Below are 24,569 nucleotides of genomic sequence, written 5' to 3' on the forward strand. Positions count from 1 at the left end.
GTCCGCCGGTACGCACGTCGAGGCGAACCCTGCCAAGGCGGGCCCGAACGGGGGGCACGGCAAGGTACCGTCGGACACAAGGCAGCACCAGGAGTCCGCTGGGCGTGGACGTCCAGGAGTCTCCCAGGCGAAGGGGAAGCACACCGTGGCACGCATCGGTGACGGCGGAGATCTGCTCAAGTGCTCGTTCTGCGGCAAGAGCCAGAAGCAGGTCAAGAAGCTCATCGCAGGGCCTGGTGTGTACATCTGCGACGAGTGCATCGACCTCTGCAACGAGATCATCGAGGAGGAGCTGGCCGAGACCAGCGAGGTGCGCTGGGAGGAACTGCCCAAGCCGCGCGAGATCTACGAGTTCCTCGAGGGGTACGTGGTCGGTCAGGAGGCCGCCAAGAAGGCCCTCTCGGTCGCGGTGTACAACCACTACAAGCGGGTCCAGGCGGGCGAGAACGGCGGCGGGCAGGGCCGCGAGGACGCCATCGAGCTGGCGAAGTCCAACATCCTGCTGCTCGGCCCGACCGGCTCGGGCAAGACGCTGCTCGCCCAGACCCTCGCCCGCATGCTGAACGTCCCCTTCGCCATCGCCGACGCCACGGCGCTGACCGAGGCGGGGTACGTCGGTGAGGACGTCGAGAACATCCTGCTCAAGCTGATCCAGGCCGCCGACTACGACGTCAAGAAGGCCGAGACCGGGATCATCTACATCGACGAGATCGACAAGGTCGCGCGGAAGAGCGAGAACCCCTCCATCACCCGGGACGTCAGCGGCGAGGGCGTGCAACAGGCGCTGCTGAAGATCCTGGAGGGTACCGCCGCGTCGGTTCCGCCCCAGGGCGGGCGCAAGCACCCGCACCAGGAGTTCATCCAGATCGACACGACGAACGTGCTGTTCATCGTGGGCGGGGCCTTCGCCGGACTGGAGAAGATCATCGAGTCCCGGGCCGGCGCCAAGGGCATCGGCTTCGGAGCCCAGATCCGTTCCAAGCAGGAGCGCGACGCCAAGGACCAGTTCGAGGACGTCATGCCGGAGGACCTCGTCAAGTTCGGCATGATCCCCGAGTTCATCGGTCGCCTTCCGGTCATCACCAGCGTCCACAACCTCGATCGCGAGGCGCTGCTCCAGATCCTCGTCGAGCCGCGCAACGCGCTGGTGAAGCAGTACCAGCGCCTCTTCGAACTCGACGGCGTGGAGCTGGACTTCGAGCGTGAGGCGCTGGAGGCCATCGCCGACCAGGCCATCCTCCGACAGACGGGCGCCCGCGGGCTCCGCGCCATCATGGAGGAGGTGCTCCAGGGCGTGATGTACGAGGTGCCCTCACGCAAGGACGTAGCCCGCGTCGTCATCACCGCCGACGTGGTCCTCTCCAATGTCAACCCCACGCTGATCCCTCGGGACTCGCGAGGGCGCGGTGCCGGGGAGCAGAAGACGGCCTGACGCGTGCGTCCGGTGGCGCGCGCGGGGAATCGGCGCTGCCCGGCGCCGTCGAGGCCCCCGCGCGGGTCCCGGAGGCGGGGCCTCCCGCCGGCGGACGCCCTGGTCGAACCCGGGCGGGCCGCGCGGCGCGCCAAGGTAGCGGCCGGTCCGCGCCGGCCGCCGGGATCGTGTTTAGGGGTCGGGGCCGCTCGCCCCTAAACTGAGCCCGTGACCGAGAACGCTCAGCAGCCACAGCCCGCGCCCCTGACCGAACTGCCGACCAACTACACGCCGGCCGAGGTGGAGGGGCGGCTGTACGAGCGCTGGGTGGAGCGGGGGTACTTCGAGGCGGACGCCGCGAGCGACAAGCCTCCCTTCACCGTCGTGATCCCTCCGCCCAACGTCACCGGGTCCCTCCACCTCGGCCACGCCTTCGAGCACACGCTGATCGACGTGGTGACCCGGCGCAAGCGCATGCAGGGCCACGAGACGCTGTGGCAGCCGGGCATGGACCACGCCGGCATCGCCACGCAGAACGTCGTCGAGCGCGAGTTGGCCAAGGAAGGCACGTCCCGCCACGACCTGGGCAGGTCGGCCTTCACGGATCGGGTCTGGCGGTGGAAGGCCGAGTCCGGGGGGCGGATCTCCGGCCAGATGCGCCGACTCGGCGACGGCGTCGCCTGGTCCCGGGAGCGCTTCACCATGGACGAGGGCCTTTCCCGGGCCGTTCAGACCATCTTCAAGCGCCTCCACGACGACGAGTTGATCTACCGCGCCGAGCGCATCATCAACTGGTGTCCGCGCTGTCTGACGGCGATCTCCGACATCGAGGTCGAGTACCAGGACGACGACGGCGAACTGGTCTCCATGCGGTACGGCGACGGGGACGACAGCATCGTCGTGGCGACGACACGCGCCGAGACCATGCTCGGTGACACCGCGGTCGCCGTGCACCCGGACGACGAGCGCTACCGGCACCTCGTGGGTCGGCACATCCGGCTGCCGTTGACCGACCGCTCCATCCCGGTCGTCGCCGACGAGCACGTCGACCCGGAGTTCGGCACGGGCGCGGTGAAGGTCACGCCCGCCCATGACCCGAACGACTTCGAGATCGGTCGGCGACACGACCTGCCGGCGGTCACGGTCATGGACGAACGCGCGACCATCACCGTCCACGGTCCCTTCCAGGGTCAGGACCGGTTGGAGGCCCGCTCGGCCATCGTGGCCGCGTTGCGGGCCGAGGGCCGGATCGTCGCGGAGAAGCGCCCCTACTCCCACTCCGTCGGCCACTGCTCGCGGTGCAAGACCACGGTCGAGCCGCGCCTGTCCATGCAGTGGTGGGTCAAGGTGGGTCCGCTGGCAGCCGCCGCCGGGGACGCCGTCCGGGACGGGCGGGTGCGGATCCACCCGCGGGAGATGGAGAAGCGCTACTTCGACTGGGTCGACAACCTCCACGACTGGTGCATCTCCCGCCAGTTGTGGTGGGGCCACCGCATCCCCGTCTGGTACGGACCCGAGGGCCAGGTGGTCTGCGTCGGTCCGGACGAGGAACCGCCCCGGGGAGAGGGCTGGCACCAGGACCCGGACGTCCTGGACACGTGGTTCTCGTCGGGTCTGTGGCCCTTCTCCACCCTCGGGTGGCCCGAGCGGACCGACAGCCTCGCGAAGTTCTACCCGAACTCCGTGCTCGTCACCGGCTACGACATCCTCTTCTTCTGGGTCGCCCGGATGATGATGTTCGGTCTGTACGCGATGGACGGGACGCCGCCGTTCCGCACCGTCGCCCTGCACGGCATGGTCCGTGACCAGCACGGCAAGAAGATGTCCAAGTCCTTCGGCAACGTGGTCGATCCGCTGGACTGGATGGACGAGTACGGCTCCGACGCGCTCCGCTTCACGTTGGCGCGCGGGGCCAACCCCGGGGTGGACGTGCCGATCGGCGAGGCATGGGTCCAGGGCTCCAGGAACTTCGCCAACAAGATCTGGAACGCCACCCGTTTCGCCCTGATGAACGGCGCCACGGTCGAGGGTCCCCTCCCCGAGGCCGCTCGGATGTCCTCCGCGGACCGCTGGATCCTCTCCCGGCTGAACGCGGTCGTGGCCGAGGTCGACGCGCTGTACGAGGACTTCCAGTTCGCCAAGGTCTCCGACGCCTTGTTCCACTTCGCCTGGGACGAGGTCTTCGACTGGTACGTCGAGTTCTCCAAGACCACCTTCCAGGCGGCCGGCGAGCCGGCCGAGGTGACCAGGCGCGTCCTCGGGGAGGTTCTCGACGTCACCCTGAGGCTGCTGCACCCGATCGTGCCCTTCGTCACCGAGACGCTGTGGACGACGCTCACGGGCGGCGAGTCGCTGGTCGTCGCCGCCTGGCCGACCGACTCCGGCTTCCGGGACGAGGCGGCGGAGGCCGAGATCGCGACCGTCCGGTCGGTGATCACCGAGGTCCGCAGGTTCCGCGGCGATCAGGGACTCCAACCGGGCCAGCGGGTCCCGGCCCGGCTGTCCCTGGCCGACACGGCGCTGGCGCCGCACGAGGCCGCGATCCGTCAGATGCTGCGGCTCCGGCCGGAGGGTCCCTCCTTCACCGCGACGGCCACCTTGCCCGTCGCGGGCGTCGAGGTCGCGCTCGACCTCTCCGGCGCCATCGACGTGGCCGCCGAGCGCAAGCGGCTGGCCAAGGACCTCGCCGCGGCCGAGAAGGAGGAGGCGCAGGCCACCGCGAAGCTCGGCAACGAGGCCTTCCTCGCCAAGGCCCCCGGGCACGTGGTGGAGAAGATCCGCACCCGCCTGACCGGAGCGCGGGAGGCGAGTGTCAGGATCCGGTCGCAGTTGGACGCCCTGCCGAAGGGCTGAGGCACGGGCCGAGGAAGGGGCGCGCCGGTCTTCCGGCGTCCCACGGCCTCGCCCCGGCCCCGGTTCGTCGGTCGTTTCGCCTGTGGTCAGGGCCCGTCCCCGGCCAGAGTGTCCACCTGCCGACGGTACGTAGACTGGCTCCGTGAGCGACATCCCCGGCAGCAACGACCAGCCCGACCCCCTCGCCTCCTTCGAGGAGATCATCGAGGCCGAGACCGACCGCGACCCCGACCTCGCGGTCATCGAGGCCGGCAGCCGCACGCTGCGCGCCCAGAGCGGCCCGCGGCCCGCCGAGGTCCCGGGGCGTCCCGAGGACCCGGAGGTGGATCGGGCGCTGCGTGAGGTGGAGGCCGAGCTGGCCGGCCGCTGGGGCGAGACCAAGCTGGAGCCGTCCGTGCGGCGGATCGCCGCCCTGATGGACGTACTCGGCGAGCCGCAGCGTTCGTACCCTTCCATCCACATCACCGGCACCAACGGCAAGACGTCCACGGCTCGCATGATCGAGGCTCTGCTGGGCGCCTTCGAGCTGCGCACCGGTCGGTACACCTCGCCCCACGTTCAGTCGGTCACCGAACGGATCAGCCTGGACGGCGCGCCGGTCTCCGCCGAGCGTTTCGTCGAGACCTATCGGGACATCCGGCCGTACGTCGGGATGGTCGACGAGCGCGAGGAGTACCGCCTGTCGTTCTTCGAGGTGCTCACGGGGATGGCCTACGCGGCGTTCGCGGACGCTCCCGTCGACGTCGCCGTGGTCGAGGTCGGCATGGGCGGCAGCTGGGACGCCACCAACGTGATCGACGCGGACGTCGCCGTGGTCACGCCGATCGCCTTGGACCACACCGACCGGCTCGGGTCCACGCCCGCGGAGATCGCCGGGGAGAAGGGCGGCGTCGTAAAGCCGGGCGCGACGGTGATCATGGCGCAGCAGCCGGTGGACGCGGCGCAGGTGCTGTTGCGGCGGGCCGTGGAGGTGGACGCGACGGTTGCCCGTGAGGGGCTGGAGTTCGGTGTGATGTCCCGGCGCACGGCGGTCGGAGGCCAGTCGCTCACGCTGCGTGGCCTGGCCGGCGAGTACACGGACGTCTACCTGCCCCTGCACGGGGAGCATCAGGCGCACAACGCGGCGGTGGCGCTCGCGGCCGTGGAGGCGTTCTTCGGCGTCGGCGCGCGGCGGGCCGATCCGCTCGACGCCGACATCGTGCGCGGGGCGTTCGCCACCGTGGCGTCCCCCGGGCGGCTGGAGGTGGTCCGGCGCTCGCCCACCGTGGTGCTGGACGCCGCGCACAATCCGGCGGGGGCGCGGGCAGCCGCCGCAGCCCTGGGCGAGGCGTTCCAGTTCAGCCGCCTGGTGGGCGTGGTGGGCGCGGGAGGCGACAAGGACGTGCGGGGCTTGCTGGAGGCGTTCGAACCGGTGTTCGCCGAGGTGGTCGTCACGCGGAACTCCAGTGATCGGGCGATGGACGCCGACGCGCTGGCGGCCGTCGCCGTCGAGGTGTTCGGCCCGGACCGGGTCCAGGTCGAGCCGCGTCTTCCGGACGCGCTGGAGGCCGCCATCACCCTGGCCGAGGAGGAGGGCGAGTTCGCCGGGGGCGGCGTGCTCGTCACCGGTTCCGTGATCACCGTCGGCGAGGCCCGACTGCTTCTGGGGAGAGGCTGACACCCTGTGCGCACGCTCTGTTCTTCGACCCTGATCGGCGAGTTCTTCGTCATCGGCTTCGCGGGGCTGGTGGCCATGAAGGACCCGGATCTGTCGATGGCGACGGTCTGGACGGTCGCCGGCGTCGCGATGTTCCTGTGTCTGGCGCTGTGCGCCGCGGTCACCCGGCCGTTCGGGGTGGCCCTCGGCTGGTTGTTGCAGGCCGCCCTGTTCGTGTCGGGACTGGTGGTGCCGATGATGTTCGTCCTCGGTGTCATCTTCGGGGTGCTGTGGTGGGCCTCGGTGCACTACGGGCGCAAGATCGACGAGGCGAAGGCGCGGTTCGCCGAGGCGGCGTCGGCGGACGCCGCCTGACCCGCTCCCCGACACGCCCGGTAACCTCTGTCCTCACCCCGCACGTCCCCTCTCTAGGAGCCCTCGTGACCCAGCGCACCCTTGTCCTGCTCAAGCCCGACGCCGTGCGTCGGGGCCTGACCGGCGAGATCATCGGCCGTGTCGAGCGCAAGGCCGGCTGGCGGATCACCGCGCTCGAACTGCGCACGCTCGACACCGAGACCCTCGAACTGCACTACGGGGAGCACAAGGGCAAGCCCTTCTACGAGCCGCTGCTCGCGTTCATGTCCTCGGGTCCCGTGGTGGCCATGATCGTCGAGGGGGAGCGGGTCATCGAGGGCGTGCGCACCCTGGCGGGGCCGACCGACCCGATCGCGGCGGCCCCCGGTTCCGTGCGCGGTGACTACGGGGTCATCGTCCGGGAGAACCTGATCCACGCCTCGGACTCGGAGGAGTCCGCCGAGCGCGAGCTGAAGATCTTCTTTCCCGGACGCGTCTGACGCTTCGGGAGTCCTCCTGACGGGGCGTCGCTGATGTCCCGTCAGGCGATATCGGTCCATGCGATCGCTCCCGTGTCACCCGGAAGGTGCCGATCGGGGGAACCTGTCACACGGTCGGCCTACTCCGCGGGCGAGGCGGCGCTTGATCTGCCGACAATGGCGAAGACCCTCGCGCGGTGTTCGTGAAAGCGCGTCTACGATGGAAGCATTCACGTCACAGCAGCCCACCTCGCCTACCTGAAAAGCCTTCAAAAGCTCCCGGGAAGGCCAGCCGAATCCTGATGGGGTACTCAATGTCGTTCATCGGCCGTGACATGGCTGTCGACCTCGGGACCGCCAACACGCTGGTGTACGTCAGGGGTCGCGGGATCGTCCTCAACGAGCCGTCCGTCGTCGCGATCAACACCAACACCGGCGGCATCCTCGCGGTCGGCGCGGAAGCCAAGAAGATGATCGGCCGGACCCCCGGCAACATCGTCGCCGTGCGTCCGCTGAAGGACGGCGTCATCGCCGACTTCGAGATCACGGAGCGGATGCTCCGGTACTTCATTCTGAAGATCCACAAGCGCCGGTATCTGGCGCGCCCGCGGGTCGTCGTCTGTGTGCCCTCGGGGATCACCGGGGTCGAGCGTCGTGCCGTGATCGAGGCTTCCTCGCAGGCGGGCGCGCGGCAGGTGCACATCATCGAGGAGCCGATGGCCGCCGCCATCGGCTCGGGGCTCCCGGTCCACGAGGCCACCGGCAACATGGTGGTGGACATCGGCGGCGGCACCACGGAGGTCGCGGTCATCTCCCTGGGCGGGATCGTCACCGCGCAGTCCATCCGGGTCGCCGGGGACGAACTCGACAACGCGATCATCCAGCACGTGAAGAAGGAGTACTCCCTCCTGCTCGGCGAGCGGACGGCCGAGCAGATCAAGATCACGATCGGTTCCGCCTACGACCTTGAGGCCGACGAGCACACCGAGATCCGCGGCCGGGACCTGGTCTCCGGGCTGCCCAAGACCGTCGTGATCTCCGCCGCCGAGGTCCGCAAGGCGATCGAGGAACCGGTCAACGCCGTCGTCGACGCCGTGAAGACCACCCTGGACAAGTGTCCGCCGGAGCTGTCCGGCGACATCATGGACCGGGGCATCGTCCTGACCGGCGGCGGTGCCCTGCTGCGCGGCCTCGACGAGCGGCTGCGCCGGGAGACCGGCATGCCGATCCACATCGCCGAGGACCCGCTGGACAGCGTGGCGTTGGGTTCCGGCAAGTGCGTGGAGGAGTTCGAAGCCCTCCAGCAGGTGCTGGACGCCCAGCCCCGCAGATGACCCGGCACGCCGGCCCCGCCGTACGAGACGGTGTCCGCTCGTACGGCGGACCCTTGGCATAGCGTCCGGAGCGCCGGCCCGTCGCCCGATCGAAGCCCTGTCCGACACCGACGAGTTTCCCGAATTCCGACGAGGAAGGCACGGCCGCCGCACGTGAGGGACACGAAAGAGAGCCGGCTGCTCCTGGTGCTGTTGATCGCCGTATCGTTCGCGCTGATCACGGTGGACATCCGCGGCGGGGAGGACTCGCCGGTCGACGGAGCGCGCCGGGTCGCGGCCTCCGTGCTCGGCCCGATCGAGAACGGCGTGTCCGCGGCGGTCGACCCCGTCGGCAACGCGGTGGCGGCGGTCCGGGGCTCGGGTGACCGACACGACCGGCTGGCGCTGCTGGAGCGACAGAACACCGCGCTCAAGGCCCGACTGGGCAGCGACGAGCGCGGACGCAGCCGCCTGGCCCAGCTGGAGGCGCTGCTGAAGACCGCCGGGAAGGGCCAGTACGGCATCAAGGGAGCCCAGGTCACCGCCATAGGGGCGGCCCAGGGCTTCTCCTGGACGGTCACCATTGACGCGGGCTCCGAGGACGGTATCGAACGCGACATGACCGTGCTCAACGGGGACGGTCTCGTCGGGCGGGTGACGACGGTCGGTCCGACGGCGTCGACGGTCCTGCTCGCCACCGATCCCGACTTCACCGTCGGTACCCGGATGGAGTCCGGCGACGAACTGGGGTTCGCGTCCGGACAGGGGGACCGCCCGCTGCGCGTCGAGCTGCTCAACGGCCGTGCCGAGGTGGAGAAGGGGGACCGACTGGTCACCTTCGGGTCCCAGGCCGACAAGCCGTTCGTGCCCGGAGTGCCGGTCGGCGTCGTCAGCCGTGTCGATCCCTCGGGCGGCGACCTCACCCGCACCCTCTACGTCACCCCCTACGTCTCCTTCACCACACTCGACATCGTCGGCGTCGTCGTCCAGGCGCCCGAGAAGGACCCGAGGGACACGGTGCTGCCCGACAAGCCCGAACCGACCCCCGTGCCGACGGTGACGGTGACCGCCACGCCGTCCGCCGGAGAGCCGGTCGACGGCACGCTGCCCGCCGGGCAGCCCGAGCGGTAGGGGCACCAGATCATGCGCGTCAATCGAATCCTGCTCTCCTCCTCCCTGGTGGTCGTCGCCCTGGTGCTCCAGGTCAGCGTCCTCGCCAGGCTGCACCTCCCGGGTGCCGTGCCGGACCTGCTGCTGCTCACGGTCCTCGGACTCGCCCTGGCCTACGGCCATGTCGGCGGCGCCCTCGTGGGTTTCGGCGCCGGACTCCTCGCCGACCTCGCCCCGCCCGCCGACCACGCCGTCGGCCGGTACGCCCTGGTGCTGAGCGTCGTCGGCTACCTCGCCGGGCTCTTCCGCCCGGAGAACGGCCGACTGAAGTCGGCGTCCGGCCCGTTGACGACGGTGGTCGCGGCGGCCGTCGGCTCCACCCTGCTGCACGCCGGCGTCGGCATGCTCGTGGGCGACACCGCGGCACAGCACGTGGGACTCGCCGGGCTGCTGTTCACCGCCACGCTCTACGACCTCCTGCTCGCGCCGTTCGTGATCCCCGGGGTCATGGCCTTGGCCCGGCGCGCCGAGAACGATCCGCTGTCCGAGACCGGGGCGGCGGGCCCGGGGCCCGACGTCTCGGCCGCTTGGTCCGCCTCGGGTACCGGGATGCGTGTCGGTGGTCGGCGTGGCGGCCTGCGCGCCAGGATGGTCCGGGCCCGGGTGGCAAGAGCCGGGCGGATCAAGGGGGTCAAGCGGCCGTGACAGCAGCGTCGTTCACCGGGTGCCGCCCCGCGGGGGGAACTCCGCGCGGGCGGACCGGCGTTCCTCACCCGTACGCACGCACGCACCCGTCACGTCCGCGCGCCGAGCGGGGGAGGCAGCCGCATTGACATCCTCCCCGCCCTAAAGGACGGGGATTCCTGGCTCACGTTGGCTGGGGACCAGCGGTCCGCCGGCTCTTACACGATCGGCACCAGCCGGGTTGAGACCAGCCCGGACGAGCATCACGCGGGCGGAGTTCTTGTCTCTGGGGGATACGACTCCGCACGCGGTGCAGGTGTAGGTACGTTCGGAAAGAGGAAGTGCGTGCTTGGTTCTCGCTCCGCACGCCGCGCAGTCCATGGTGGTGTGCGCGGGATGCACGAGATGGATGTCCCGTGCGTGTTTGCGGCCCATCTCGATCAGGGCCGTCTTGGTGGCGCCGATCGCCGCGTCGGCGGCTTTGCGGGCCATGGTGGTACGGCTGAGGAACTTCGGGCGGAAGTCCTCGACGGCGATCGCGTCGTGGTCGGTCACGACGGACTTGGCCCACTTGCGGCCGGTGTCCTGGCGTTGCCGGGCGACCTTCTTGTGCACCTTGGCGGTCTGCCGCCGCGCCTGCCGGTAGCCCTTGGACGCTGCCTGTCCCTTGGCGGGGCGGCGGCGGGCCATCATCCGCTGGTAGTGGGCAAGGCGCTGCGCGGCATTCTCGCCGTGTTCGGCGTGGGGGAGGTCGTGGGCCTCGGATGTGGTGGTGGCGGTCTCCTTGGCCCCCCAGTCCACGCCCAGCACGCGTCCCGTGGCGGGGAGCGGCCGCACCTCGGTGGCGACGACGAACGACGCGTACCAGTGCCCCAAGGAGTCCTGGTGGACGCGCACCGAGGTGGGCGCGGCCGGGAGGTCGCGGGACCACACCACGGTCAAGGCGATGCCGCCCGCGACGTGCAGGCGGCCGTCCTTCAACCGGAACCCGCGCTGCGTGTAGTTCAGCGTGGGCAGCGCGTCCCGCTTCCGCTTGATACGGGGCATCCCGGCGCGCTGCCGGAGCGGCAGCCCGGCCTTGATGTCCTTGAGTGCCTTTGTGCGGGACTTGGCGAAATCGCGGATGGTCTGCTGCTGCGGCACCGACGCGCCCTCACGCAGCCACGACATGGCGTTGCGGGCCTCGGTCAGCATCTTGTCCAGCTGCGCCGGACCGCACGTCACCTTGTCGTCCGGGTTGGCGCGGTTCGCGGCGTGGACCTTGCGGGACATGGCCACGCACTCGTTCCACACCCACCGGCAGCGCGCCCACTCGGCGAGCAGCCCGGTGCGGGCGGTCGACGACACGCGAAGCCGGTAGGTGTACCGGGCATGCCCGGTATCCCCCGAAACCTTCTGCCATGTCGTCATGGTGTCACCTTACCACCGGTTGACCACTCGAAATCCACTACTCTGGGGTCATGGATGAAGAGAAGCGCATCACGCTCCGCCTGCCCGCCGACCTGCACGAGTGGCTGGTCACTCAGGCCAGGTCCGCCCGCAGGTCCCTCAACTCCGAGATCGTTTACCGGCTGGAGGTCGAGCGCGACATCTCCGTGGCCGACGCCGAATCGCCCTGACGGCGATTCGGCTTTCCCTACCCTGCTCCGCAGGAGTCCGATTCCTCCCCGGCCTGAAGGCCGGGGCATCCTCGGAGGAACCCGGTGACCAACATTCCCGAGACCGGTCGCAGCCCACGCGTCCAGATCCGGCTGGTCGTCATCCAGATCCTCGTGCTGTCCCTGCTCGGCACCCTGGGCGGGCGCCTGTGGTACCTGCAGATCCGTCAAGGGGCCGAGTACGCCGCGGAGGCCTCCGGCAACCACGTCCAGCGGGTGGTCCAGCCGGCCGTACGCGGTTCCATCCTCGACGCCCGGGGAGTCCCCCTGGCGGACAACGAGACCCGGTTGGTCGTCTCCGCCTCCCGCACGGACCTGATGAAGATGCGCGACGACGGCGAGGGGGTCCTCTCCAAGCTCGCCGAGGTCCTGGGCATGGCCTCCGAGGAGGTCGCCGAGAAGGTCCGGCTGTGCGACGCGCAGACCCCGCAGCCCTGCTGGAACGGCTCCCCCTACCAGCCCATCCCGATCACCGACGAGGCCACCCCCAAACAGGCGCTTCAGATCCGCGAACGCGCCGAGGAGTTCCCCGGCATCACCGCCCAGCCGCAGGCGGTCCGTCGCTATCCGGCGCCCGGTCAGGCCAACACCGGCCAGGTCCTCGGCTACCTCTCCCCGGTGACGGACGAGGAGATCCAGCGGGCCCAGGAAAGCGAGGCGCCCTATCTCCGCTCCGACCAGGTGGGTCGATCCGGCCTGGAACGCCAGTACGACAAAGCGCTACGGGGCCAGGCGGGCGTCACCCGCTACGAGGTGGACAATCTGGGCCGGGTCATCGGCCAGGCCGAGTCCGACGCCGCCGTGCCGGGCTCCCACCTCGTGACCAGCCTCGACGCCAGGGTCCAGCGGATCGCCGAGTACGAACTGAACGAGGCCATGAAGGTGGCCCGCACGCAGTGGGACCGCAACACCAACCGGACCTACGAGGCGGACGCCGGGGCGGTCGTGGTCATGGAGGCCCGGACCGGCCGGGTCGTCGCCATGGCGTCCAACCCGACCTACGACCCCAATGTCTGGGTCGGCGGTATCTCCGCCAAGGAGTACGAGAAGCTCACCGGCAAGGACTCGCACTACCCCCTGCTCAACCGCGCCATCCAGGGCCAGGCCGCGCCCGGCTCCATCTTCAAGGTCGTCTCCACCTCCGCGGCGGTCGACGCCGGATACGACTTCGACGGCGGGTACCACTGCTCCGGCTCCTACTCGGTCGGAGGTCAGGTCTTCAAGAACTTCGAGTCCGCCGACCACGGCTCCATCGACCTCGGCAGGGCCTTGGAGGTCTCCTGCGACACGGTCTACTACCGCCTCGCCCACGACCAGTGGAAGCAGGACGGCGGCATGACTCCGAAGGACCCGCAGGACCACTTCTACCGGACCGCCCACGAGTTCGGCCTCGGCGCGGAGACGGGTATCGACCTGCCCAACGAGGTCACCGGCCGGGTGCCGGACCGGCAGTGGAAGCAGGACTACTGGGACGCCAACAAGGACGCCTGGTGCCGCACCGGCAAGAAGGGCGGCTCGTACGTCGAGATGATCGCCTACGAGAACTGCCTCGAAGGCAACAAGATGCGCGCCGGTGACGCCATCAACTACTCCATCGGCCAAGGTGACACCCTCGTCACCCCGATCCAGATGACCACCATCTACGCCGCCCTGGCCAACGGGGGCACGCTGTACGACCCCTCCATCGGCAAGGCCATCGTCAGCCCGGACGGCAAGCGCGTGACCGAGATCGCTCCCAAGTCCCACGGCGAACTGCCGATAAGCCAGACCACGCTGAAGCGGATGGACAGTGCCCTGGAGGGCGTCGCCACGCGGGGCACGGCGGCCTGGCGGTTCGGCGGCTGGCCGCAGGACGAGATTCCCATGCACGCCAAGACCGGCACGGCCGAGGTCTACGGGAAGCAGACGACCTCCTGGTTCGCCACCTACACGGAGGACTACGCGATCGTCATGACGATCGCGCAGGGAGGCACCGGCTCCGGCGCCTCCGGACCCGCCGTGCGCAACATCTACAACGCGCTCTACGGAGTGGCCGAGGACGGTTCGATCGACACGTCCAAGGCCCTGCTTCCCGAACCGCAGCAGGCCCTCCCGAAGATCAACAGCGATGGGACCGTCGCCGCGCCGAGGATGCCCGAAGACCCGGTCGAGGACCTGAGGGCCGAACGGGAGACGGACGAGAACGGCGAGGAGAGCGGGGAGACGGGACCCGGACCCCGGGACGCCGACGGCCAGGACGTCGACGCGCCCGGCGACGACGGACCGGACGCCGAGGCGACGGCCCCGCGACAGCCCTCGGAGAACCGGGACACCCGGAGGCGCCGCCGCGCGGGTGGGCGCGATCGGTCCGGGCGAGCCCCGGCCCGCCTGTCCCGAGAGCACCCACACGGCCTTCGCCGCCGCCGGAGCGGGAAGGCGCGCCGATGACCGGAGTCGGCTTCCAGGTCTCCGGGTACGGACCCGAACGCGGCTGGTGGACCAGCCTCTTCGCCCGGGGTTCGGTCGCCCGGCGGCTCGACTGGCCGATCCTCCTGTCGGCCACCGCGCTGTCCCTGCTGGGCTCCCTGCTCGTCTACTCCGCGACCCGCAACCGCACCGACATCAATCAGGGCGACCCGTACTACTTCCTCGTCCGCCACCTGCTCAACACCGGTATCGGCATCGCGCTGATGATCGGCACCGTGTGGCTCGGCCACCGCACCCTGCGCACGGCGGTGCCGGTGCTCTACGGCGCCTCCGTCCTGCTGGTCCTGCTGGTCCTCACCCCGCTCGGCACCACGATCAACGGCGCGCACTCCTGGATCAAGCTTCCCGGCGGGTTCTCGCTGCAACCCTCGGAGTTCACGAAGGTCACGATCATCCTCGGCATGGCCATGCTCCTCGCGGCCCGGGTCGACGCCGGTGACAAGCCCTACCCGGGTCAGCGCACCGTCCTCCAGGCACTGGGACTGGCCGTGGTGCCGTGCCTGATCGTGATGCTCATGCCCGATCTCGGGTCCGTGATGGTCATGGTGGTCATCGTGCTCGGTGTGCTGCTGGCCTCCGGTGCCTCCAACCGGTGGGTCTTCGGACTGCTCGGCGCGGGCGTCGCGGGATCGCTGGCCGTGTGGCGGCTCGGCGTGCTCGACGAGTACCAGATCAACCGTTTCGCGGCCTTCGCCAACCCGGAACTCGATCCGGCCGGCGTCGGCTACAACACCAACCAGGCCCGCATCGCCGTCGGCTCCGGCGGTCTGACCGGCTCCGGGCTCTTCAACGGCTCGCAGACGACCGGACGGTTCGTCCCCGAGCAGCAGACCGACTTCGTCTTCACCGTGGCGGGTGAGGAACTCGGCTTCCTCGGGGCCTCCCTCATCGTCGTCCTGCTGGGTGTCATCCTCTGGCGCGCCTGCCGCATCGCGCGGGACTCGGCGGACCTCTACAGCACCATCGTGGCCGCCGGGATCGTGGCCTGGTTCGCCTTCCAGTCCTTCGAGAACATCGGCATGACCCTCGGCATCATGCCGGTGACGGGCCTGCCTCTGCCCTTCGTCTCCTACGGGGGATCGTCGATGTTCGCCGTGTGGATGGCGGTGGGATTGTTGCAGTCGATCACGGCCCGCAGACCCATGTCCGCCTGAGGCACGGCGGCACGCCGCACGGCCGGCCGTGCGAGGCCCGGCGCGGCGGTGCCCGATCGTTGCCGGCACCGGCGAACCACTTCGCCCCCCGTGGGGGACGACGGTCGACCGGGGGGAATCGGCCGGCCCCGCCTTCCCCGCCCCCACGTCCTCGTGACCCACCCGCCCGACCGGACTAGATTCACCCCATGGCGGACACGAGGCGCGAGATCGAGCGGAAGTACGAGTCCAAGGACAGCGGCCTGCCCGACCTGACCGGCGTGCCCGGCGTGGCGGCCGTGGTCGACAAGGGCGTGGCCCACCTGGACGCGACCTACTACGACACCGCCGACCAGCGCCTGGCCGCCGCCTCCGTCACCCTTCGCCGCCGCACCGGCGGATCCGACGCCGGATGGCACCTCAAGCTTCCCGTCGCCCCGGGGGTGCGCGACGAGGTCCACGCGCCGCTCTCCGACCGCCCGCCCCGCCGACTGGTGAGGCTCGTTCGTTCCCGGACCCGCGGAGCCGCTCTGGAGCCCGTGGCCCGACTGGTCACCGACCGGGAGGTCCACGACCTCGTGGACGACCGCGGCGGGGTCCTCGCCGAGGTCGCCGTCGACGCCGTGTGCGCCGAACGCCTCGGCGAGCCCGGTGTGGGCCACCCCGCGCAGTGGTCCGAGATCGAGGTCGAGGCGGCGGACGGGGCCGATCCGGGACTCCTCGACGCGATCGACAAGCGGATGCGCAAGGCGGGCGTCCGCCCGTCCCGGTCGTCCTCCAAGCTGGCGCACGCGCTGGCCCGGACGGCGCCCGGAAAGCCGCGCGAGACCCGGCGGAGGCCGCCGGTCGCGCCGGCCCCGGTCACGGCGGGCGACCACGTGCTCGCCTACGCGCGCGCCCAGCGCGACGCCTTGGTCGCGCTGGACCCCCAAGTGCGCCTCGGCCTGCCCGACTCCGTGCACCGCATGCGGGTGGCCACGCGCCGGCTGCGCGGCGCCCTGCGCTCCTACCGCGCCGTCCTCGACCGGGCCGTCACCGATCCCGTCGGCGGGGAACTGAAGTGGCTGGGCGCGGAACTGGGCGTCGGTCGGGACCATGAGGTGATCGGCGAGCGGCTGTCCCTCGCCTTGGACGACGTGCCGCGAAGGCTGATCGCCGGGCCCGTCCGGACTCGTCTGCGCACCTGGTCGCACGCGCGCGGCGGCGGTTCCCGGCGCCGTCTCGTCGCCGTGCTCGACGGCGGGCGCTACCTCGCCCTCCTCGCCGCCCTGGACGACCTGCTCGCCGAGCCGCCGACGCGACCCCGAGGCCGCACGGGGAAACCGGCGAAGGTCATGGGCAAGGCCGTCCGGAAGGACTTCGGCAGGATGGCGCGACTGATCGAGCGGGCGCTCGCCCTCCCGCCGGGACCCGACCGCGACCTCGCGCTGCACGAGGCCCGCAAGGAGGCCAAGCGGACGCGGTACAGCGCGGAGGCGGCCACCCCGCCGCTGGGCGACCCGGCCGCCGCGCTCGTCCGGTCGGCGAAGGCTCTCCAGAATCTCCTGGGGGACCACCAGGACAGTGTGATGACCCGCGAGGCGCTCAGGGAGGTGGCCCGCCAGGCACACGCGGCCGGGGAGAGCGGCTTCACCTACGGGGTGCTGTACGGACGTGAGGAGCGCCGCGCGGCCGAGATCGAGGCGGCCCTGCCCACTCTGTGGCGCGCCACGCGTGGCGGGCCCTGAGTTCCGAGGGTTCGGGGGACCTCGTGCGTGGCGTTAGGCTGGATGGCCACCCGCCCCGGGCCCGCCGGGGGACGCCCGGTCATCACACGAAGGTTCCGCGAGATGCCTGCCGAAGCCACCGAGTCCGTGTCTTCCGTGTTCCCGCAGCTCGAAGCACTGCTTCCGCATGTGCAGAAGCCGATCCAGTACGTCGGCGGCGAGCTCAACTCCACGGTCAAGGACTGGGACGCCTGCGACGTCCGCTGGGCCCTGATGTATCCGGACGCCTACGAGGTCGGACTCCCCAACCAGGGTGTCATGATCCTCTATGAGGTGCTGAACGAGCAGGACGGGGTCCTCGCCGAGCGCACGTACAGCGTCTGGCCGGACTTGGAGGCGCTGATGCGCGAGCACGGAGTGCCGCAGTTCACCGTCGACAGCCACCGCCCGGTCCGGGCCTTCGACGTCCTCGGGCTGTCCTTCTCCACGGAGCTGGGATACACGAACATGCTCGCCGCCCTCGACCTGGCGGGCATTCCCCTGGAGTCGAGGGACCGGGGCGACGACGATCCGATCGTCATGGCCGGCGGTCACGCCGCCTTCAACCCCGAGCCGATCGCCGACTACATCGACTGCGCCGTCCTGGGCGACGGCGAGCAGGCCGTCCTGGAGGCCACCGGGATCATCAGGGCCTGGAAGGAGGAGGGCCGTCCGGGCGGGCGCGAGGAACTCCTGCTCCGCCTGTCGCGGACGGGCGGGGTGTACGTGCCGGGCTTCTACGACGTGGAGTACCTGCCGGACGGCAGGATCGCCCGTGTGGTGCCGAACCGTTCGGGCGTGCCGTGGCGGGTCGACAAGCACACGGTGATGGATCTCGACGAGTGGCCCTACCCCAAGCAGCCGTTGGTCCCGCTCGCCGAGACGGTCCACGAGCGGATGTCCGTGGAGATCTTCCGGGGCTGTACCCGGGGCTGCCGCTTCTGTCAGGCGGGCATGATCACGCGCCCGGTCCGGGAGCGTTCCATCACCGGTATCGGCGAGATGGTCGACCGGGGGCTGCGGGCGACGGGTTTCGAGGAGGTCGGTCTCCTCTCGCTCTCCTCCGCCGACCACTCCGAGATCGGGGACATCGCCAAGGGGCTGGCGGACCGGTACACGGACGACAAGGTCGGGCTTTCGCTGCCGTCGACCCGGGTCGACGCCTTCAACATCGACCTGGCCGACGAACTCACCCGCAACGGGCGTCGTTCGGGCCTGACCTTCGCGCCCGAGGGCGGATCGGAGCGCATCCGCAAGGTCATCAACAAGATGGTCTCCGAGGAGGACCTGATCCGTACCGTCGCCACCGCTTACGGCAACGGCTGGCGTCAGGTCAAGCTGTACTTCATGTGCGGTCTGCCCACCGAGACCGACGAGGACGTCCTCCAGATCGCCGACATGGCCACCCGTGTCATCGCCAAGGGACGCGAGGTCTCCGGGTCCGGCGACATCCGGTGCACCGTGTCGATCGGCGGTTTCGTGCCCAAGCCGCACACCCCCTTCCAGTGGGCGCCGCAGCTCTCGGCGGAGGAGACCGACGCCCGCCTGGCCAAGCTCCGGGACAAGATCCGGGGAGACAAGAAGTACGGCCGTTCGATCGGATTCCGCTACCACGACGGGAAGCCGGGCATCGTCGAGGGCCTTCTCTCCCGCGGCGACCGCAGGGTCGGCGCCGTCGTACGCGCCGTCTACGAGGACGGCGGGCGGTTCGACGGTTGGCGCGAGCACTTCTCCTACGACCGTTGGATGGCCTGTGCCGACAGGGCGCTGGAGCCGCTCGGCGTGGACGTCGCCTGGTACACCACCCGCGAACGCGGCTACGAGGAGGTCCTCCCGTGGGACCACCTCGACTCGGGCCTGGACAAGGACTGGCTCTGGGAGGACTGGCAGGACGCGCTCGACGAGACCGAGGTCGAGGACTGCCGCTGGACCCCGTGCTTCGACTGCGGTGTGTGCCCCCAGTTCGACACCTGGCCGCAGGTGAGCAACAGCGGCAAGAAGCTGCTGCCGTTGGCGGTCGAGTCGACTCCGAAGCCTCCGGCGGGCTGACCGGACCGGGGCGACCGACGCACTCGCGCCGGGGCGACGGGCGTCCGCCGCGGCTCGCGACGCGCCCCACGCCGTGGCCGAGCCGGTGGCGGAGCGGCGCGGGACACCCACCGGGAACCGGTGGGGTCCCGGGACGTACTCTTGACGGCAGGAAGACCGTTCTCACGAAGGACTGAGCGACACTGGGCAAGCGACAGCCGGAAGGCCCGCCGCCGGTACCCGCGGCGCAGCGCATTCGCCTGCGGTACACCAAGCGCGGACGTCTTCGGTTCACCAGCCACCGTGACTTCCAACGCGCCTTCGAGCGCGCGTTGCGCCGCGCCGAGGTGCCGATGGCGTACTCGGCGGGGTTCACCCCGCACCCGAAGGTCTCCTACGCCAATGCCGCACCCACCGGCACGGGCAGTGAGGCGGAGTACCTGGAGATCGCGCTCACCGAGGCCCGTGACCCCGAGAGGGTCAGGGCGCTCCTGGACGCCTCGTTGCCGGACGGCGTCGACATCGTCGACGCGGTCGAGGTTCGGACCACCGGGCTCGCCGACCGACTGACCGGCTCCGTGTGGGAGATGCGGTTGACGGGGGTGGAGCGGGCCGACGCCGAGGCGGCGGTGGCGGCGTTCACGGCGGCGGACTCCGTCGAGGTGCGCCGCAGGACCAAGAGCGGGGTGCGTGCCTTCGACGCCCGCGCCGCGGTCCGGGACCTCCGGGTGGTCGGGACGGACGGCGCGCGGGCCGATGGGACGACCGGTCGGCCCTGTGCGATACTGCGGCTGGTGGTTCGGCACGTGACGCCTGCCGTACGACCCGACGACGTCCTGTCCGGCCTCCGAGCCGTGGCCGACCTGGCGCCGCCGGTCGCCGCAGAGGTGACCAGGCTGGCGCAGGGGCTGCTCGATGAAGAGACCGGTGCGGTGACCGACCCGCTCGCGCCCGACCGCGAGGCGGCAGTGACCGGGCCCCACCCGGCCACGGCGACCGCCGCCGCGACGGCGCCCGCGTAGGGAAGGTTCCGCGTAGGGACGGACGCCGTAAGCGCCGCCCTCGGACTCGGGAGCCACCTGGGTCGGGCAGCGCACCGACCAGCAGACTTTCGCCAGGCCGTGCGCGACAAGGCGTACGGAACCGGCGAGACAGGACACAGAGAGTTCCCGAGTGGCGCCCGCGCCCCGGACGGCGGCACCGCGCTTGGCGCGAGCCGCGGACGTCAGCGGCGGTCGACCAGGTCGACGCCGGGCCAGGCGCGGCGCCCGGGAGCCTGACGGGAGAAACGCCCGCATGCTCGAACCGACCGAAGCCACCGAGTCCACCGAGGGCTCCGCGGCGAACACCCCCAGCGACACACTGCCGCCGCGCCGCCGCCGGCGAGCCGCTTCCCGGCCCGCCGGGCCGCCGGCAGCCGTCTCCGAGGCTCCCGGGGAGACCCGCGGCGCCGTTTCGGCCGCCGCGGAGGCGGACACCGAGGAACCGGCGGAGGCCGCCGCGACCTCCGAGATCGACCCACCGGACGTCCCCACACCCGCCGCGGAGGAGACCGGGCCGGCCGCGTCCGGCGGTCGGCCGCGGCGCCGCGCCGTACGCCGGGCCTCCGCTCCCGAGGGAGCCCCGTCCGCCGCGGAGAGCGCCGAGACCGTCCTTCCGGCGGGAGCGGCCCAGAGTCCGGCGACGGAGCGTGCCGAGGACCCCGCCTCGGCGGCGGAGGCCCCGCCGAGGCGCGGACGCCGCAGGGCGACGCGGAGCGCGTCCGCGCCCGCCGAGACCGCCGCTGTGCCCGCCGAGACCGCCGCTGTGCCCGCCGAGGCCGACGCGCCGCCCGCCGAGGAGCCGGCCGCCGCGGTGGCGCCGGCCGAGGGGGAGCCCGCGCCCCGTCGCACCCGACGTAGGGCCACGCGCCGCGTCGCCGCCCCCGGCACCGCCGGGGCGGGGTCGGAGGAGGCCGCTGCCGGCGGGTCCGCCCCGGAGGTCGCCTCCGCCTCTCCCGAGGAGCCGTCCACCTCGGCGGAACCCGTGGTGACGCGGGCCGACGTCGCCGAGCCCTCGTCGTCCCCGTCCGCCCTCGGGGAGGCGGCCGAGGAGCCCGCGCCGCGCCGTGCCCGCCGACGCGCGGTCCGCAAGGCCGCCGCCGGGTTCGCGGCTCCGGCCGAGACGCGGGCCCAGGAGGCCGAGAACGCGACGGAGACGGAGGGGAAGGCCCGCGCGAAGGGCGGTCGGCGTCCGTCGCGACCCGCCGTCGCGGTCTTCCAGCCGCCGGTCTTCACCGAGCCCCAGTTCCAGACCCCCGAGCGCGCCGCCGCGGAGGCGGCGGCGGAGGCGTCCGGCGCCACCGGGGCCGTCGAATCCGCTCGGGTCGAGGAGCCTTCGGAGGAGCAGACGGGGCCCGGCCGCCGTCGCCGGCGCCGCCGAGGCGCCTCGCCCGCCGACGAGGTCGAGCCGACCACGCGGGAGGCGACGGCGCGGGCCGGGGACTCCGAGCGGTCGACGGTCCCGGAGGCGAGCACCGAGGAGCCGACGGGCGACGACGAGACCGAGGAGCCCGGCGGCGAGGACGCCGACGCCGGCGAGGACGGCGGCGCCCGACGGCGCCGGCGTCGCGGCGGCCGTCGTCGTAGGCGCGGCGAGTCCGTCGACGGCGACGGGACCGACTCCGTCGACGGCGAGCCCGACGAGGACTCCGAGGACCGCGCCGCCGAGCAGGAGACGGCGGAGGACGACGAGGACGCGGACGGCACGCGGGGCGAGGAACGCGGGGCCGGCTCCAGCAGCAGCCGTCGCCGTCGTCGTCGCCGCCGCCGGGCCGGCGACTCGTCCGCGGACACCGAGACCTCCGCCGACGACCCCGAGCGGACCGTGGTCAAGGTCCGGGAACCCCGCAAGGTCGCCGAGCCGTCCGACGAGGTCCAGTCCATCAAGGGTTCGACCCGTCTGGAGGCCAAGAAGCAGCGGCGCCGGGAGGGGCGCGAGCAGGGGCGTCGGCGTGTTCCGATCATCACCGAGGCCGAGTTCCTGGCCCGTCGGGAGGCCGTCGACCGGGTGATGGTGGTCCGCCAGCACGGCGACCGCACCCAGATCGGCGTCCTGGAGGACGGCGTGCTCGTGGAGCACTACGTCAACAAGGAGCAGGCGACCTCGTACGTCGGCAACGTCTACCTCGGCAAGGTGCAGAACGTCCTGCCCTCGATGGAGGCCGCCTTCATCGACATCGGCAAGGGGCGCAACGCCGTCCTCTACGCCGGTGAGGTCAACTTCGCGGCCCTCGGCATGGGCAACGGACCGCGGCGGATCGAGACGGCGCTCAAGTCCGGCCAGTCGGTGCTGGTGCAGGTGACGAAGGACCCGATCGGGCACAAGGGCGCCCGTCTGACCAGCCAGGTGTCGCTGCCGGGCCGGTACCTCGTGTACGTGCCCGAGGGTTCGATGACGGGGATCAGCCGCAAGCTGCCCGACACCGAGCGTTCGCGGTTGAAGAGCATCCTGAAGAAGGTCGTTCCCGACGACGCGGGCGTCATCGTGCGCACAGCCGCCGAAGGGGCGAGCGAGGACGAACTGCGCCGCGACGTCGAACGGCTGCAGGCGCAGTGGGAGGAGATCAAGAAGAAGGCCAAGAGCGGCAACGCCCCCACCCTCCTCTACGGCGAGCCGGACATGACCGTCCGGGTGGTGCGGGACATCTTCAACGAGGACTTCTCCAAGGTCGTCGTCAGCGGCGCCGACGCCTGGGAGACGGTGCACGGCTACGTCTCGCACGTCGCCCCGGACCTCGTCGGCCGGTTGCAGAAGTGGACCAGCGAGGTCGACGTCTTCGCCACCTATCGGATCGACGAGCAACTCGCCAAGGCGCTGGACCGGAAGGTCTGGCTGCCCAGCGGCGGATCGCTGGTCATCGACCGGACCGAGGCGATGGTGGTCGTCGACGTCAACACCGGGAAGTTCACGGGTCAGGGCGGCAACCTGGAGGAGACGGTCACCAGGAACAACCTGGAGGCGGCCGAGGAGATCGTGCGCCAGCTCCGGTTGCGCGACCTCGGCGGCATCATCGTCATCGACTTCATCGACATGGTCCTGGAATCCAACCGGGACCTGGTGCTGCGCCGGCTGCTGGAGTGCCTGGGCCGGGACCGCACCAAGCACCAGGTGGCCGAGGTGACGTCGCTGGGCCTGGTGCAGATGACCCGGAAGCGGGTCGGCCAGGGACTGCTGGAGTCCTTCTCCGAGACCTGTGTCCACTGCAACGGGCGGGGCGTCCTCGTCCACCTCGACCAGCCCACGGCCGTCTCCGGCGGTGGCGGTGGCGGTGGCAAGCGGCGCAAGCGCGCTCGGGCCGGGGCGTCCGAGCTGCCGCAGGACGCGGCCGTCGACGCCGTGACCGCCGAGCAGGAAGCGGAGACCGAGTCGGAGGAGACCGTCGAGGTCGCCGAGCCGGTCGCGCTGCCCTCTCCCGATTTCGCCCCGGACGAGGAACTCTTCAACAGCGTCGCCGAGGCGGAGGCCGCGGCCGGTCGTGGCCGGTCCCGACGCAGGTCCGGGCGGCGCGCCTCGGCCCCGGCGGGTGGCCCGCGAGAGGTCGAGCCCCCGGTGCGCCAGGAGCCGACGGCGGCATCCGCCACCGTGGAGGAGGAGGTGGCGCGTCCGGTGCGGCCGGATTCCGCCGCCGAGGCGTTGACGGAGCCGGTGGCCGTCGAGGACGCGGTCGTACCCGCCCCGGCGACGGAGGACACCGGGCAGGGTCGCCCGAGGCGTCGCGCGACGCGGAGGGCATCCGCCCCCGCCGGGTCCCCGGTGGCCTCCGAGGCGAGCGCCGTCACCGTGGTGGAGCCCGCGGGCGAGCGGCGTTCGGCCGCGGAGGAGCCGGCCGCCGAACCGACGCGGGAGGCCGAGTCGCCCGTCGCGCCCGCCCGCCCTCGACGGCGTGCCGTACGCTCGGCCGCCGCCGCCACGGCGTCGGAGGACGCGGCCGTCGTGGTCGTGCCGTCGGCGACGGAGCAGGCGGCGCCGACGGGGCCGGTCGAGCCGGAGGCCTCGACGACCTCGCCCGCCGAAGGCGAGGAGCCGACGAAGAAGACGGCGGCGCGGAAGACCGCGGCGAAGAAGGCGCCCGCGAAGAAGGCCGCGGCCAAGAAGACGGCGGCCAAGAAGGCCACCGCCAAGAAGGCGACGGCGACGAAGACCGCGGCCAAGAAGGCGACGGCGACGAAGGCGGAGAGCCCGGAGGCCGTCGATTCGGGGGCGGAGGGCGCGGAGCGGGATCCCGAGCCGGCCGCCACGACGCGCAAGGCCGCGGTGAGGAAGACGACCGCCAAGAAGACCGCGGCCAAGAAGACCGCGGCGAAGAAGGCGCCCGCGAAGAAGGCCGCGGCCAAGAAGACGGCGGCCAAGAAGGCCACCGCCAAGAAGGCGACGGCGACGAAGACCGCCGACGCCTCGACAGGGGCGTCGCCCCAGGAGTGACGACGCCCGTCCGGTCACGGCCGCGTGTCCCGGTGCCCGGCGATCACCTCTCGGTGATCGCCGGGCACCGGCGCGTCCGCTGGTCTTCCGCGGCGGGGGCGTGACGCCGGGAGTCCTGGTTTGACCCTCCGGGCGCGGCGCCCGTAAACTCGACCTTCGGTGTGTCGACTGACGCGCCACATCCCCGTAAACCTCCTCCTTCCGGTTCCGGGCACCCGGTGACCGGAAGAGGCCGT

16 protein-coding genes are annotated in these 24,569 nt (G+C 71.5%); 15 read left to right on the forward strand and 1 reads right to left on the reverse strand.

Annotation, left to right across the window (positions count from 1 at the left end):
• Window positions 1-145: 145 nt before the first annotated feature.
• The 8 genes from clpX to mreD all read left to right on the forward strand — a co-directional run bounded on the left by clpX (window position 146) and on the right by mreD (window position 9,861).
• Window positions 146-1,432 carry an ATP-dependent Clp protease ATP-binding subunit ClpX gene (gene clpX / locus JEK78_RS15530; RefSeq protein ID WP_200259610.1) on the forward strand — a complete coding sequence of 429 codons (1,287 nt, stop codon included), beginning with the start codon at window positions 146-148 and terminating at the stop codon, window positions 1,430-1,432.
• A gap of 207 nt (window positions 1,433-1,639) precedes the next feature.
• Window positions 1,640-4,264, forward strand: coding sequence for a valine--tRNA ligase (locus tag JEK78_RS15535; protein WP_200259613.1), 2,625 nt, complete (start codon window positions 1,640-1,642; stop codon window positions 4,262-4,264).
• 142 nt (window positions 4,265-4,406) lie between these two features.
• Entirely contained in the window at window positions 4,407-5,921 is a 1,515-nt protein-coding gene (locus JEK78_RS15540; protein WP_200259616.1) for a folylpolyglutamate synthase/dihydrofolate synthase family protein, read from the forward strand.
• A 6-nt stretch (window positions 5,922-5,927) separates the two neighbouring features.
• Complete coding sequence (locus JEK78_RS15545; RefSeq protein ID WP_200259619.1) at window positions 5,928-6,275, forward strand: DUF4233 domain-containing protein; 348 nt, start codon at window positions 5,928-5,930, stop codon at window positions 6,273-6,275.
• Window positions 6,276-6,340: 65 nt separating this feature from the next.
• Window positions 6,341-6,754, forward strand: coding sequence for a nucleoside-diphosphate kinase (gene ndk / locus JEK78_RS15550; RefSeq protein ID WP_200259622.1), 414 nt, complete (start codon window positions 6,341-6,343; stop codon window positions 6,752-6,754).
• Window positions 6,755-7,047: 293 nt separating this feature from the next.
• Window positions 7,048-8,067: a rod shape-determining protein gene (locus JEK78_RS15555; protein ID WP_200259625.1), complete on the forward strand. Its 1,020-nt coding sequence runs from the start codon at window positions 7,048-7,050 to the stop codon at window positions 8,065-8,067.
• Window positions 8,068-8,220: 153 nt separating this feature from the next.
• Entirely contained in the window at window positions 8,221-9,177 is a 957-nt protein-coding gene (gene mreC / locus JEK78_RS15560) for a rod shape-determining protein MreC (RefSeq protein WP_200259628.1), read from the forward strand.
• 12 nt (window positions 9,178-9,189) lie between these two features.
• Window positions 9,190-9,861: a rod shape-determining protein MreD gene (gene mreD / locus JEK78_RS15565; RefSeq protein WP_200259631.1), complete on the forward strand. Its 672-nt coding sequence runs from the start codon at window positions 9,190-9,192 to the stop codon at window positions 9,859-9,861.
• Between the two features lie 141 nt (window positions 9,862-10,002).
• Here the strand turns inward: mreD and JEK78_RS15570 are convergent, their stop codons facing one another.
• A complete protein-coding gene (locus tag JEK78_RS15570; RefSeq protein WP_200259634.1) occupies window positions 10,003-11,250 on the reverse strand; it encodes an RNA-guided endonuclease TnpB family protein in 1,248 nt (415 codons plus the stop codon).
• 50 nt (window positions 11,251-11,300) lie between these two features.
• On the opposite strand from JEK78_RS15570, the gene JEK78_RS15575 reads away from it, so the two are divergent.
• From JEK78_RS15575 to JEK78_RS15605, 7 genes are all read left to right on the forward strand, one after another.
• Window positions 11,301-11,459 carry an Arc family DNA-binding protein gene (locus JEK78_RS15575; protein WP_200259638.1) on the forward strand — a complete coding sequence of 53 codons (159 nt, stop codon included), beginning with the start codon at window positions 11,301-11,303 and terminating at the stop codon, window positions 11,457-11,459.
• An 84-nt stretch (window positions 11,460-11,543) separates the two neighbouring features.
• Window positions 11,544-13,925, forward strand: coding sequence for a penicillin-binding protein 2 (gene mrdA, locus JEK78_RS15580; RefSeq protein ID WP_200259641.1), 2,382 nt, complete (start codon window positions 11,544-11,546; stop codon window positions 13,923-13,925).
• The gene (rodA, locus tag JEK78_RS15585; RefSeq protein ID WP_200259644.1) at window positions 13,922-15,118 is read left to right on the forward strand and encodes a rod shape-determining protein RodA; all 1,197 of its coding nucleotides are present in this window, start codon (window positions 13,922-13,924) and stop codon (window positions 15,116-15,118) included. The genes mrdA and rodA overlap by 4 nt, the downstream gene beginning before the upstream one ends.
• A 188-nt stretch (window positions 15,119-15,306) precedes the next feature.
• A complete protein-coding gene (locus JEK78_RS15590) occupies window positions 15,307-16,824 on the forward strand; it encodes a CYTH and CHAD domain-containing protein (RefSeq protein ID WP_200259647.1) in 1,518 nt (505 codons plus the stop codon).
• Between the two features lie 102 nt (window positions 16,825-16,926).
• The gene (locus JEK78_RS15595) at window positions 16,927-18,891 is read left to right on the forward strand and encodes a TIGR03960 family B12-binding radical SAM protein (RefSeq protein WP_200259650.1); all 1,965 of its coding nucleotides are present in this window, start codon (window positions 16,927-16,929) and stop codon (window positions 18,889-18,891) included.
• A 182-nt stretch (window positions 18,892-19,073) separates the two neighbouring features.
• The gene (locus JEK78_RS15600; protein ID WP_200264200.1) at window positions 19,074-19,892 is read left to right on the forward strand and encodes a TIGR03936 family radical SAM-associated protein; all 819 of its coding nucleotides are present in this window, start codon (window positions 19,074-19,076) and stop codon (window positions 19,890-19,892) included.
• Window positions 19,893-20,166: 274 nt separating this feature from the next.
• Complete coding sequence (locus tag JEK78_RS15605) at window positions 20,167-24,333, forward strand: Rne/Rng family ribonuclease (protein WP_200259653.1); 4,167 nt, start codon at window positions 20,167-20,169, stop codon at window positions 24,331-24,333.
• Window positions 24,334-24,569: the final 236 nt, after the last annotated feature.

The organism is Streptomyces sp. HSG2, from assembly GCF_016598575.1.
In the GTDB taxonomy this organism is placed as follows: Bacteria; Actinomycetota; Actinomycetes; order Streptomycetales; family Streptomycetaceae; genus Streptomyces.